This window comes from Janthinobacterium sp. JF4 (assembly GCF_059617925.1).
The window spans coordinates 147,631-159,975 of record NZ_JCAQAV010000005.1; the positions used below are offsets into that span (position 1 = coordinate 147,631).

The 12,345-nt window shown below is 64.1% G+C and carries 16 protein-coding genes; 14 read left to right on the forward strand and 2 right to left on the reverse strand.

Annotated elements, in window-relative coordinates:
• Nucleotides 1-53: 53 nt before the first annotated feature.
• From AC54AF_RS07385 to AC54AF_RS07450, 14 genes are all read left to right on the forward strand, one after another.
• A complete protein-coding gene (locus tag AC54AF_RS07385; protein WP_077408206.1) occupies nucleotides 54-779 on the forward strand; it encodes a YebC/PmpR family DNA-binding transcriptional regulator in 726 nt (241 codons plus the stop codon).
• A gap of 70 nt (nucleotides 780-849) precedes the next feature.
• Nucleotides 850-2,118: a phosphoribosylamine--glycine ligase gene (gene purD / locus AC54AF_RS07390; RefSeq protein ID WP_496636020.1), complete on the forward strand. Its 1,269-nt coding sequence runs from the start codon at nucleotides 850-852 to the stop codon at nucleotides 2,116-2,118.
• 102 nt (nucleotides 2,119-2,220) lie between these two features.
• Nucleotides 2,221-2,409, forward strand: a complete 189-nt coding sequence (locus AC54AF_RS07395; protein ID WP_496636021.1) for a hypothetical protein — start codon at nucleotides 2,221-2,223, stop codon at nucleotides 2,407-2,409.
• A gap of 82 nt (nucleotides 2,410-2,491) precedes the next feature.
• Nucleotides 2,492-2,629, forward strand: a complete 138-nt coding sequence (locus tag AC54AF_RS07400; RefSeq protein ID WP_496636022.1) for a hypothetical protein — start codon at nucleotides 2,492-2,494, stop codon at nucleotides 2,627-2,629.
• A 4-nt stretch (nucleotides 2,630-2,633) separates the two neighbouring features.
• Nucleotides 2,634-3,281 (forward strand): hypothetical protein, encoded by a 648-nt coding sequence (locus AC54AF_RS07405; RefSeq protein WP_496636023.1) that lies wholly within the window; start codon nucleotides 2,634-2,636, stop codon nucleotides 3,279-3,281.
• Nucleotides 3,278-4,081 carry a hypothetical protein gene (locus tag AC54AF_RS07410; protein ID WP_496636024.1) on the forward strand — a complete coding sequence of 268 codons (804 nt, stop codon included), beginning with the start codon at nucleotides 3,278-3,280 and terminating at the stop codon, nucleotides 4,079-4,081. Before AC54AF_RS07405 ends, AC54AF_RS07410 begins: the two co-directional genes overlap by 4 nt.
• 101 nt (nucleotides 4,082-4,182) lie before the next feature.
• Nucleotides 4,183-5,097: an oxygen-dependent coproporphyrinogen oxidase gene (hemF, locus tag AC54AF_RS07415; protein ID WP_496636025.1), complete on the forward strand. Its 915-nt coding sequence runs from the start codon at nucleotides 4,183-4,185 to the stop codon at nucleotides 5,095-5,097.
• Nucleotides 5,094-5,777, forward strand: coding sequence for a nicotinate-nucleotide adenylyltransferase (locus AC54AF_RS07420; RefSeq protein WP_496636026.1), 684 nt, complete (start codon nucleotides 5,094-5,096; stop codon nucleotides 5,775-5,777). The genes hemF and AC54AF_RS07420 overlap by 4 nt, the downstream gene beginning before the upstream one ends.
• Complete coding sequence (gene rsfS, locus AC54AF_RS07425) at nucleotides 5,778-6,467, forward strand: ribosome silencing factor (protein WP_131685356.1); 690 nt, start codon at nucleotides 5,778-5,780, stop codon at nucleotides 6,465-6,467.
• A gap of 6 nt (nucleotides 6,468-6,473) precedes the next feature.
• Nucleotides 6,474-6,944, forward strand: coding sequence for a 23S rRNA (pseudouridine(1915)-N(3))-methyltransferase RlmH (gene rlmH / locus AC54AF_RS07430; RefSeq protein WP_034747108.1), 471 nt, complete (start codon nucleotides 6,474-6,476; stop codon nucleotides 6,942-6,944).
• An 8-nt stretch (nucleotides 6,945-6,952) separates the two neighbouring features.
• Entirely contained in the window at nucleotides 6,953-7,573 is a 621-nt protein-coding gene (locus AC54AF_RS07435) for a Maf family protein (RefSeq protein ID WP_496636027.1), read from the forward strand.
• A 43-nt stretch (nucleotides 7,574-7,616) separates the two neighbouring features.
• Nucleotides 7,617-9,080, forward strand: a complete 1,464-nt coding sequence (gene rng / locus AC54AF_RS07440; RefSeq protein ID WP_034747098.1) for a ribonuclease G — start codon at nucleotides 7,617-7,619, stop codon at nucleotides 9,078-9,080.
• Nucleotides 9,081-9,082: 2 nt separating this feature from the next.
• Nucleotides 9,083-9,871, forward strand: a complete 789-nt coding sequence (locus AC54AF_RS07445) for an AraC family transcriptional regulator (protein ID WP_496636028.1) — start codon at nucleotides 9,083-9,085, stop codon at nucleotides 9,869-9,871.
• A 79-nt stretch (nucleotides 9,872-9,950) separates the two neighbouring features.
• Nucleotides 9,951-10,577 (forward strand): LysE family translocator, encoded by a 627-nt coding sequence (locus AC54AF_RS07450; protein ID WP_496636029.1) that lies wholly within the window; start codon nucleotides 9,951-9,953, stop codon nucleotides 10,575-10,577.
• Here AC54AF_RS07450 and AC54AF_RS07455 read toward each other — a convergent pair.
• Both AC54AF_RS07455 and AC54AF_RS07460 read right to left on the reverse strand, forming a co-directional pair.
• Nucleotides 10,553-11,092, reverse strand: a complete 540-nt coding sequence (locus AC54AF_RS07455; RefSeq protein ID WP_496636030.1) for a hypothetical protein — start codon at nucleotides 11,090-11,092, stop codon at nucleotides 10,553-10,555. The two genes, AC54AF_RS07450 and AC54AF_RS07455, sit on opposite strands and share 25 nt — an antisense overlap.
• Nucleotides 11,093-11,165: 73 nt before the next feature.
• On the reverse strand, nucleotides 11,166-12,191 hold the full coding sequence (locus AC54AF_RS07460; RefSeq protein ID WP_496636031.1) for a LacI family DNA-binding transcriptional regulator: 1,026 nt from the start codon (nucleotides 12,189-12,191) through the stop codon (nucleotides 11,166-11,168).
• Nucleotides 12,192-12,345: the final 154 nt, after the last annotated feature.

A 12,345-nucleotide genomic window follows, 5' to 3' on the forward strand; every position in this document is an offset into this window, starting at 1 on the left:
CGATATGCTAAAATGTCGGCCACAATTGAACACCCGTCTAAGGAAGATTCGACATGGCAGGACATAGCAAATGGGCCAATATCAAGCATAAAAAGGCTGCCACCGATGCCAAGCGCGGCAAAATCTGGACGCGCCTGATCAAGGAAATCACGGTCGCGGCCCGCATGGGCGGCGCCGACGCCATCACCAATCCGCGCCTGCGTCTGGCCGTCGACAAGGCGGCCGATGCGAACATGCCAAAAGACAACGTCCAGCGTGCGATCAACCGCGGCAGCGGCGGCGTCGACGGCGCCAACTATGAAGAAGTGCGCTACGAAGGCTACGGCGTGGGCGGCGCAGCCGTCATCGTCGAATGCATGACCGACAACAAGGTGCGCACGGTGGCCGAGGTGCGCAATGCCTTCAACAAGAACGGCGGCAACATGGGCAACGAAGGCTCGGTCGCCTTCATGTTCCAGCATTGCGGCCAGCTGCTGTTCGCGCCGGGTACCGATGAAGACAAGCTGATGGAAGCGGCGCTGGAAGCGGGCGCCGACGACGTCATCGCCGATGAGGAAGGCGGCTTCGAAGTAGTCACTCCCGTGCATGATTTCGCCGCCGTCAAGGAAGCGCTGGAAGCGGCCGGTTTCAAGGCCGAAGTGGCCGAAGTCATCATGAAGCCGGCGACGGAAACCGTCTACACGGGCGACGACGCCATCAAGATGCAAAAGCTGATCGATGCGCTGGAGCTGCTGGACGACGTGCAGGAAGTGTTTACGAACGCCTTAATCGAGAACTAAGCAAAAAATAAGCTATACACCTCAAGGGCGGCGCCGCCGCCCTGCAACCCACACTGAACGAACGGTCCCTATGAAAATTCTGGTAGTCGGCTCTGGCGGCCGCGAACACGCCCTGGCCTGGAAACTGGCCCAGTCCGAACGCATACAGATGGTGTATGTCGCGCCGGGCAACGGCGGCACCGCGCGCGATGCGCGCCTGGTCAATCTCGACATCAGCGACCCGCAATTGCTGGCCGATTTCGTTCAGCAGGAACACATCGGCCTGACCGTCGTCGGCCCGGAAGTACCTCTGGCGGCGGGCATCGTCAACCTGTTCCGCTCGCGTGGCCTGAAAATCTTCGGCCCGACGAAAGAAGCGGCGCAGCTGGAATCGTCGAAAGACTTCGCCAAGGCCTTCATGCAGCGCCACGGCATCCCGACGGCCGCCTACCAGACCTTCTCCGACGTGGCCCCCGCGCACGCCTACATCGACGCCCTGGGCGCGCCCATCGTCATCAAGGCCGACGGCCTGGCCGCCGGCAAGGGCGTGGTCGTTGCCATGACGCTGGAAGAAGCGCACCAGGCGGTCGACATGATGCTGGCTGACAACCAGTTCGGCGACGCCGGCGCGCGCATCGTCATCGAGGAATTCCTCGCCGGCGAAGAAGCGAGCTTCATCGTCATGTGCGACGGCAAGAATATCCTGCCGCTGGCCACCAGCCAGGACCACAAACGCCTGAAGGACCACGACCAGGGCCCGAACACGGGCGGCATGGGCGCGTACTCGCCGGCGCCCATCGTCACGCCGGCCATGCATGCGCGCGTCATGCGCGAGATCATCGTGCCGACCATCCAGGGCATGGCCAAGGATGGCATCACGTTCACGGGCTTCCTGTACGCAGGCCTGATGATCGACGAGAAGGGCACGCCGAGGACCTTGGAATTCAACTGCCGCATGGGCGACCCGGAAACGCAGCCGATCATGGCGCGCCTGAAAACCGACCTGGTGACCGTCATGGAACATGCCGTCAACGGCACGCTCGACGCCGTGGAACTGGAATGGGACCGCCGCACGGCCGTTGGCGTCGTGATGGCCGCCGCCGGCTACCCGGACGATCCCGTCAAGGGCACGTCCATCGGCGACATCCCGGCCGAAACGCCTGACTCCGTCACCTTCCATGCGGGCACCCGCATCGAAGGCGAACGCCTGGTCACCAACGGCGGCCGCGTGCTGTGCGTGGTGGGTCTGGGCGACAGCATCAAGATGGCGCAGAAGCAGGCGTATGAAACCGTGGAAAAAATCCATTTCGACGGCGCGCAGTACCGCCGCGACATCGGCTGGCGCGGCCTGAAGCACTAAGCACGCCCCTGGCGAAAAACGGCGGGGCCGGCGCGGAATGCATCCGCCCCGGCCCCGTTTGCATTTTGATCGTCCCCCATTCCTCGCCATGACAAGGCAGTATTGCCTGACGTGGTTTCGTGCCGCCAGCTGCTGGCCCGTAACGACCTTGCGCCCGCTGCCGCAACAAAGGTGCTGGCAGTGTCGGTGCTGCAGCAAGGCGACTTTACTTTCCAGCGCAGCAAGGAGGGCAAGAACTGGTCAGCAACACCGCAGTTCAGGATAGAACTGGATCAGGCCCAACTTCAATAGTACGCTGGGGAAACGAGATTGCATTGTAAAATTTACCATCTTGATTCTTGATAAACCCACTCCGATGACAAGCAATCTACCTGTGTCCACGCATACTTCCGGCGAGGCGCTGCATGCACTGAAGCGGCTCACGCGCCGCCAGCGCGACGCGGCCGGCAATGGCTGGTCGATGACGCCGCAAATTGCCGGCGCACCGCGCCAGGCCACAGTAAAAGAGTGAGTCCATGCATATCGAACCGCCCCACGCATCGCTGTGCCAGCTGCACCAGCTTGGCCTGATCACCGCGCAGGAACTGGACGAGGCCAACTCGGAACGCGATGTCGCCGCCCATGAGCGCCTGCACCCGCCCGAGGATCCGGTCGACATGCCGGAACTGGCGCAGGACGCCGATCTGGTCAGCACCCTGGGCTGGCTGCTGCTGACCGATCTGCTGCCCAAGAATGACTTCGGCCAGCGCGTGGCCAAACTGCCACCCCGGCAACAGGCGCTGGCAGCAGAGGGGGTGCGGCACTACAACCGCCGCGAGGTCGACGCCTTGTACGAGCTCGATTTGCTGAACCAGTTCCAGCGCGATGCGGCACACGCGGCGGCGCCAGCCGACCGCATGTTTTATACGCCCTGGATCGCCATGCGCTGGCTGGTAGTCAACGACATCCTGCCGACGGCGCAGTTCGAGGCGCTGGCAGTGCGCGTGCGTGCCCATGGCAGCGAACTGGCGCGCGACATCATGGAAGCGTCCAGGCTGCGCCATGGTCACGACTGCATCCCGTACAAGCGGCCACCGGCCTGGAAAGGCGCGCTGATCGTGCTGGGGCTGATCCTGGTGATGTCCGTCGTGTACGGCTGGCTGACCGGAGGCCTGCAGCCATGAGCACCGATCCACGCCTGCTGCCGCTGGCAGAATTGCTGCGCCTCGGCCTGATCACCAGCGACGAATACGACGATACGCTGGCCGAGCTGGAGATCATCGAGCTGCAGCGCGCGCACAATGCCGCCGAAGACATTGATGTGCCGGAACTGGCGATGAATGCCGACCAGATCAGGACGCTGGCCTGGCTGCTGAGCGCCGAACTGGTGCCCGAAGAGCGTTTTTTCAAGATGCTGCGCAAGCTGCCCGCTGATGAACCACGCCGGCAACTGGCCAGCGCCGCGCTGCAGCAGGTGAACCGGCAGGCGGTCGATGCGCTGTACGAGCAGAACCTGATCAACCCGTGGCAGCGCGACGCCGCCCACGACAGCCTGCCAGCCGAGCACCTGGCCGCCACGCCCGTCGCGGCCTTGCGCCATATGCTGAAACAGGGCACGCTATCGCCGCTGCAATACAAGGAGCTGCAAGCGCGCACGCGCGCGAACGGCTCGCCACTGGCGCGCGTGATCGTCGATGCCGCCGGCAAAGCGCCGGCCCGGTATGGCCGGCGCGCCGCGCGCCCGTTCAACGTCCTGATGATCGTGCTGATGCTGGCGATGCTGATGCTCGTGGCGATTGTGGGACCGTTGTGGCTCAAGCGCGAGCAGCCAACGCCGGTGGCACCGCTGGCGCAGCCAGTCGGCACGGTGGAACGCGACGACCTGCGGCAGCGCGCGGCGCAAGCAGTCGACGCCGCCGGCCAACCGGGCCGCGACAGCGTGCAATATGATGTCCATGTGGTGCAGGACAAGCCGCCTCGGTAAAGCAGGGCCGGCAACGGCATCGCCGGTTTTGCTATCACAAAAATCCGTTACAGGGTACAATCCGTCCTTACTTTTTTATTTCGGCCTCGTCGGCCCGCGCGATGTCGTCAACTCCCTCTCCTTCGGCCGTCAAGGCCTATTTGCTCGATTTGCAAAACCGTATCGTGCAGGCGCTCGAAGCGCAGGACGGCAAGCCCTTCCTGACCGATGCCTGGCAGCGCCCCGAGGGCGGCGGCGGCATTTCGCGGCTGATCGAGGAAGGCAATGTATTCGAGCGGGGCGGCGTGAATTTTTCGCACGTCACCGGCGCCGCATTGCCGCCATCGGCCGCGGCCGCGCGCCCTGAGCTCGGTGGCAAGGCGTGGGAAGCGATGGGCGTGTCGCTGGTGCTGCATCCGCATAATCCGTATGCGCCCACGGTGCACATGAACGTGCGGTTTTTCAGCACCGTGAATACCGAGGGCGAACCCGTATGGTGGTTCGGCGGCGGCATGGACCTGACGCCGTATTATGGCGACGCGGGCGACGTGAAGCACTTTCACCAGGTGTGCCATGATGCGCTGGCGCCGTTTGGCGACGAGCTGCATCCGAAGTTCAAGCAGTGGTGCGACGAGTATTTCTACCTGAAGCACCGGCGCGAAGCGCGCGGCGCCGGTGGTATTTTCTTCGACGATTTCAATGCCCTGGGCTTTGACGACAGTTTCGCCATGCTGCGCAGCGCAGGCGACGCTTTCATTGACGCCTATGTGCCGATCCTGGCGCGCCGCAAGGACACGCCCTACGGCGAACGCGAACGCGATTTCCAGTGCTACCGGCGCGGACGCTATGTCGAGTTCAACCTGGTGTTCGACCGCGGCACCCTGTTCGGCCTGCAGTCGGGCGGCCGCACCGAGGCGATCCTGATGTCGATGCCGCCCGTGGTCAAGTGGCGCTACGACTGGCACCCGGAAGCGGGCAGTCCCGAAGCGGCGTTGTATACTGACTTCCTCGTGCATCGCGACTGGCTGCAGGCGTGAAGGAAAGTGGTACGGCGAACGGTACGGCATGCGTGGCGCTGCTCGGTGGCAGCTACGATCCCGTGCATCGAGGCCATGTCGCGCTGGGCACGCATTTTTCCAGCCTGCTGCACGCCGATGAACTGCGCGTGATTCCGGCCGGCGCGCCCTGGCAAAAGAGTCACCTGGGCGCCACCGGCCAGCAGCGCGCCGAGATGGCCAGCCTGGCGTTTGCCGGCCTGCCCCTGCCGGTCGTGATCGACCGCCAGGAAATCGAGCGCAGCGAACATGGCCAGGCCAGCTACACCATCGATACCTTGCGCCAGGTACGCGCCGAGCTGGGAGCGCGCGCCTCCATCGTTTTCCTGATGGGCGCCGACCAGCTGCAGCGGCTCGCGACCTGGCGCGAATGGCAGCAATTATTTGAATACGCGCATATCTGCGTCGCGGCCCGCCCCGGCTTCGCGCTGAATGACACCGCAGTGCCGCAAGTGGTCGCCGAAGAATTTTCGCGCCGCCTGGGGTCACTGGAAAGCATCCGCAACACGCCGCACGGTCTGACTTATCTGGCACAGGACTTCGCGGTGGATATCTCCGCCACCGAAATACGTGCGGCATTACAACGGGGGAATCGGGCAAACTCGCTTGTTTCCCCGCTAGTGCTAGACTATATTGAACAACATAATTTATACAAAAGCTAAATGGACATCAAAAAACTGCAAACCCTCGTCGTTGACGCCCTTGAAGACGTCAAAGGCCAAGACATCGCCGTCTTCGAAACGAGTCACCTGACCAGCCTGTTCGACCGCATCGCGATCGTCTCCGGCACCTCGAACCGTCAAACCAAGGCGCTGGCCGCCTCGGTGCGCAACAAGGTCAAGGACGCCGGCGGCGACATCATCGGCATGGAAGGCGAGGAGACCGGCGAATGGGTGCTGGTTGATCTGGGCGACATGATCGTCCACATCATGCAAGCGCCTATCCGCGCCTACTACCGCCTGGAAGAAATCTGGGGCGACACCCCGGTCAAGCTGGGCGCCGCCAAGCGCGCGCCGAAGAAAGCGGCCGGCGACGAGCCGAAGAAGGTCAGCGGCCATCTGGCGGCGAGCAAGGCCAATGTGGAAGCGACGCCCGTGATCGAGAAAAAGACACCGGCCAAGAAAGCCACGGCAGCCACCGCCGCCAAGAAAGCCCCGGCGAAGAAAGCCACCGCCTCCAAAGCCGTCGGTAAGACCGTGAAAGTCGCGCCAACCAAGACCGAAGCGGCCGCCGTGAAAGCCTTGAAGGCGCTGCCGGAGAAAAAAGTGCGCGCCCCACGCGCGGCCAAGCCGGCAGCCGATGCTGCACCGGCAAAAACCGTGATCAAGCGTATCAAAAAAGTCGAAGCGTAAGCCTCGATGCAGCTCATCATCGCTGCGGTCGGCCATAAAATGCCGGCCTGGATAGAGACGGGCTTCGCGGAATACGCGAAGCGCATGCCGCCGGAATTGCGCATCGTGCTGAAAGAAATCAAGCCGGTGGAGCGTTCCGGCAGCAAGACCGCAGCCACGGCGATGGCGCTGGAACGCGAACGCATCGAAGCCGTCCTGCCCAAGGGCGTGCGCATCATCGCTCTCGACGAACGCGGCAAGGACCTGACCAGTGTCGGCCTGTCGCAGCAATTGATGGCGTGGCAGCAGGATGGCCGCGACACCGCCTTCCTGATCGGCGGCGCCGACGGCCTCGATCCGCAACTCAAGGCACGTGCCGAAGGCATGCTGCGCATTTCCAGCATGACCCTGCCGCACGGCGTGGTGCGCGTGATCCTCGCCGAGCAGCTCTACCGTGCCTGGTCGATCACGCAAAACCACCCCTATCACCGCGTCTGAACTCCCCCATGAAAACGGCTGATCACAAGATCTACCTCGCTTCCAAAAGCCCGCGCCGGCGCGAACTGCTGCGCCAGATCGGCGTCGATTTCGAATTGCTGCTGCTGCGCAGCGACGGCCCGCGCGGCGCCGACGTCACCGAGGAAGTCCTCCCCGGCGAGTCAGCGCTCGACTATGTCGCCCGCGTGTCGAATGAAAAAGCCGCCTTCGCCTGGGACCTCGTGCGCCGCCGCCACCTGACCCCGCGCCCCGTGCTGGCGGCCGACACCACCGTCACCATCGATGGCGTCATCCTCGGCAAGCCGGCCGACCGCCTTGAGGCCGTGGCGATGCTGCAGCAGCTGTCGGGCCGCACGCACGAAGTGCTCACCTCGATCGCCGTGCACTACAAGGATTTCGCGGAACAGCGCACGCAGGTGTCGCAAGTGCGCTTCGGCGTGCTCTCGCCCGCCTCCATCGCCGCCTATTGCGCCACGCCCGAGCCCTACGACAAGGCCGGCGGCTACGGCATACAGGGCAGCGCCGCCCTGTTCGTCGAGCATATCGAAGGCAGCCATTCCGGCATCATGGGCCTGCCCCTGTACGAGACGGCGCAATTGCTGCGTGAAGCAGGTTTGCCCCTGCCCTGATCCCGGGTATGATGTCATTCGTCGCCTCCACTTCCCCGCCTCCATGAACGAAGACATCCTGATCAATATCACGCCGCAAGAAACGCGCGTCGCCCTCATCCTGCAGGGCGCCGTGCAGGAATTGCACATCGAGCGCACGCTCACGCGCGGCCTGGCCGGCAACGTGTATTCCGGCAAGGTGGTGCGGGTATTGCCGGGCATGCAGTCGGCCTTCATCGACATCGGCCTGGAACGCGCCGCCTTCCTGCACGTGGCCGACATCTGGGAAGCGCGCGGCCACGACGGTCAGAACGCGACACCGGCGCCGATCGAGAAAATCCTCTTCGACGGCCAGGTGCTGACGGTGCAGGTGATCAAGGATCCGATCGGCACCAAGGGGGCGCGCCTGTCGACGCAGATTTCCATCGCCGGACGCATGCTGGTCTACCTGCCGCAAGACAAGCACATCGGCATTTCGCAGAAAATCGAGAAGGAAGCGGAACGCGAGCAGTTGCGCGTGCGCCTGCAAAGCCTGCTGCCGCCCGATGAAAAGGGCGGCTACATCGTGCGCACCATGGCCGAGGACGCGTCCGACGCGGACCTGAAGGCGGACGTCGACTACCTGAGAAAAACCTGGAGCACCATCACGCACGGCGCGCGCACGCGTCCCGCCACCAGCCTGCTGCACCAGGACTTGAGCCTGGCGCAGCGCGTGCTGCGCGACTTCGTCGGCGATGAAACGGCCACCATCCAGGTCGATTCGCGCGAGAACTACGTCAAATTGCGCGAATTCGCGGAAATCTACACGCCCAGCGAACTGACGCGCTTGCAGCACTACACGGGCGAGCGCCCCCTGTTCGACCTGTACGGCGTGGAAGAAGAGATCCTGCGCGCGCTGGGCCGCCGGGTCGACCTGAAATCGGGCGGCTACCTGATCGTCGACCAGACGGAAGCGATGACCACCATCGACGTCAACACGGGCGGCTTTGTCGGCGGGCGCAATTTCGCCGACACGATTTTCAAGACCAACCTGGAAGCGGCGCATGCCATCGCGCGCCAGCTGCGCCTGCGCAACCTGGGCGGCATCATCATCCTCGACTTCATCGACATGGACAACGCCGAGCACCGCAATGCCGTGCTGGCCGAGCTGAAACGCACCCTGTCGCGCGACCGCACCAAGGTTTCGGTGAGCAACTTCTCGCCACTGGGCCTGGTGGAAATGACGCGCAAGCGCACGCGCGAATCGCTGGCCCACATCCTGTGCGAACCGTGCCCCGCCTGCGCCGGCAAGGGCCAAGTCAAGACGTCGCGCACGATCTGCTATGAAATCCTGCGCGAACTGCTGCGCGAGGCAAAACAGTTCAATCCGCGCGAATTCCGCATCCTCGCCTCGCAGGAAGTCGTGGACTTGTTCCTGGAAGAAGAATCGCAGCACCTGGCCATGCTGGGCGACTTCATCGGCAAGAAAATCTCGCTGCAGGTGGAGAACGCCTACCACCAGGAGCAGTACGACGTCATCCTGATGTAGCCATGCCCGGCACCACCGCCTTCTGGCGCGACCCGCTCCTGCCCCACGTGGAAAGCCGGCGCGCCTGCCACAGCCGGGCGTGCTACAAGCCGCACAGCCATCCCACCTTTTCCATCGGCGCCGTCGATGCAGGCGGCAGCATCTTTACGGGCAGCAAAGACGGCAAGGTTGCCCTCGGCAATGGCAGCCTGGTGCTGGTGCCGGCCGGCTGCGTACACGCCTGCAATCCCCTGCCTGACGCCCTCTGGAGCTACCAGATGCTGCATCTCGATGCACAGTGGCTGCAAGCACACGCGCCGGCGCTCGATGGCGACACGGCGGCGGTGTTGCATTGCCCCGTCCTGTATGCGCAGTTTTGCGCCATGAATGCGCTGCTGTTTTCAACGGCCAGCGCATCCGAGAAGGATGCGGCGCTGCTGGCGTTTCTGGGCGCTTGCGCCAGCGCCCGTACCGACCTGCTGCCTTCGGAACGCAAGCCGGTGCCGCGGCGGCTGGCGCCCGTGCTCGAAGCGTTGCAGGCGCAGCCCTCGGCCAGCCTGCGGCAACTGGCGCAAGCGGCAGGCCTGAGCCCGTATCAATTGATCCGCGCCTTCCGCGCCGCCACGGGCCTGACGCCGCACGCCTACCAGCTGAATATGCACGTCAACCGCGCGCGCAGCCGCTTGCAGGCAGGGACGGCACTGGCGCAGCTGGCACATGAGCTGGGGTTTGCCGACCAGAGCCATCTGCAGCGCGTCTTCAAGGCGCATGCGGGCATCACACCGGGGCGCTATCGCGGCCAGGGCGGCTAAGGCACCTGCAATTTTCTTCAATACGGGCTGTCGCCAGCCCCTGCATACTCGCGCATCGCCATTGCCGGAGCCGAACTCCATGCAGGATTTCCTCTTCATCGCCGCCGCCCATTTTCTTTCCCTGCTGTCGCCCGGTCCCGATTTTTTCCTGATCGCGCGCACCTCGCTGGCCCACGGCTGGCGCGGCGCTGCCGGCACATGCGTGGGCATTACGGTGGCCAATGCGGTGTTTATCGTGGCGGCATTTGCCGGCCTGTCGGTGCTGCGGGCGGGCAGCACGGCATTCATGCTGGTGCGGCTGGCGGGATGTGCCTATCTGCTGTACCTGGGCTGGCTATTCTTGCGCCATGCGGGCAAGAGCAGCCTGGATGCAAAGCCCGCCGACGGCAAGGCACGCTGGCGCGGCGGTATCGTGACGGGCTTCGTCTCCGCCATCCTGAATCCGAAGAATGCGCTGTTCTATGTCAGCCTGGCCACCGTGCTGGCCGACACGCAGACGAGTCCCGCTGTGATGGCGGCGTATGGCGCGTGGATGGTCTTTGCCGTGCTGACGTGGGATATGGCGGTAGCGCTGGCCATTGGCAGCAGCGCCCTGCGGCAGCGCTTTGCGCGCGCGCTGCCGTCACTGGAACGGCTGTCGGGCGTGATGCTGATCGTGCTGGCGGTGGTGCTGCTGGCGGATCAGGCTGGCAACGGGTCCAGGTAAAACAAGGCATACACTTTCAAGGGCGTGGTTTCCGTGGCTTTTTCCGAGCGCACGACGGAGCAATCGTCGGCGGCCAGGCTGCGCCAGTTCTGGATGCCGGCCTTGGCGAACATCGCGTGCGCGGGGGCATTCGCTGCCAGGTCCAGCACCAGGCAGGCGTTGCGCGGGCCGGCGCCGTAGTTGACGGCGCGAATTTCAATGCCGAAGGTCGTCATCCACGGTTCCCACAAGCCTTTTTCCTTGCCGGCGGCCATGCGGTCCAGCATCTCGCCGAAGCTCAAGCCTTTCTTGACGGTGTCTCGCAGGGCGGCCAGCGACGGCGCCAGGCGGGGATCGGGCTGCTTGTTGCCGGCGCGGATCTCGGCGATCGCCTTCAATTCCTTGATGATGGCCGCATCGCGCTCCGTGTAGTCGCGCATGCGCGCGTAAAACTCGGCGTCGAGGAATGGATTGACGGTCAGCTTGGCGACGCCCTCTTCGCGGCGTTTCGGGGAAGGCGTGTTGGTTTTGGTCATGGCGATAGAGGGGCAAAATACGTTGAGGGGCGCCAGTGTACCACCTTGCAGCGGCGCGGCCCCAGGCGCGGCTTCAGCCCCTGGGAGCGGCCGTCGATTCGCGCACCACCAGTTCGGGTTTCAGGCGCACATCGAGCACCGGGGAATCGGGCAAGGCGATGGTTTGCAGGATCAGCCGGGCCGCTTCCGTGCCGATGCCGTGGTGGCGGATGCGGATGGTGGTGAGAGGCGGCCGGATCATGTCCATGTACGGCATGTCGTTGTGGCCCACCACGGAAATATCTTCGGGGCAGCTCAAGCCCAGTTCGCGGATGGCGTCGTAGCAGCCGAGGGCCACCAGGTCGCTGCCCGTCACCACGGCCGTCGTCCGCGGCGACTGGCGCAGCAGTTCCAGCAGGGCCGCCTTGCCGCATTCGCGCGAATAGCCGCTGCTTTCAAATACGAACGCCTGCGAGGGATCGAGTTCGCTGGCCTGGATGGCGGCCAGGAAACCGAGGCGGCGCACGTGGCCCGTGGACAGGTTTTCCGGGCCGGCAATGTGCGCGATATGGCGGTGTCCCAGCGCCAGCAAGTGCTCCACGGCAAGGCGCATGCCGACCACGTCGTCGCTGACGACGCAGGAAGCGACGCCCGTCTCGTCGCTGCGGTTGACGGTGACGACGGGCACGTTCTGGTCGATGCACATCTTGATGACGGGATCGTCGCGGCGCGCCGTGGCCAAAATCAGGCCATCGACCTGCTGCCCCAGCAGGCGGTTGATGACGAACAGCTGCTCTTCCTCGTCGGCGCCCACATTGGCGACGATGGCCAGATAGCCATGCTTGCGCAAGCCTTCCTCGATGCCCAGCAGGATAGGCGGAAAGACCGCGTTGGTAATGTCGGGCAAGACCACGCCGATGATGCGCGACTTGCGCGTGACGAGGGTGGAGGCGGCGCGGTTGGGCCGGTAGCCGAGCCGGCCCGCTTCGGCCAGCACGCGCGCGGCCACCTCGGCGCTGACCATTTGCCGCGTTGCCGGATTCATCACGCGCGAGACGGTGGAAAAGTGCACGCCGCTGGCCCGCGCAACGTCGCTTAAGGTGGGGTTCTTGTTTGTCATGGGCTTCCCGGATCGCAATACCGTGATTTTATCGTAAAAATTCCCCATTCCGTCAAAAACCGAGCAAACGCTTGCATTGAAATAATACCGGTATCCAAAGCGGTTTTGGCAGACTTAAGCACAATCCAGCCTTGACAGCGTGCAAACGCTTGCA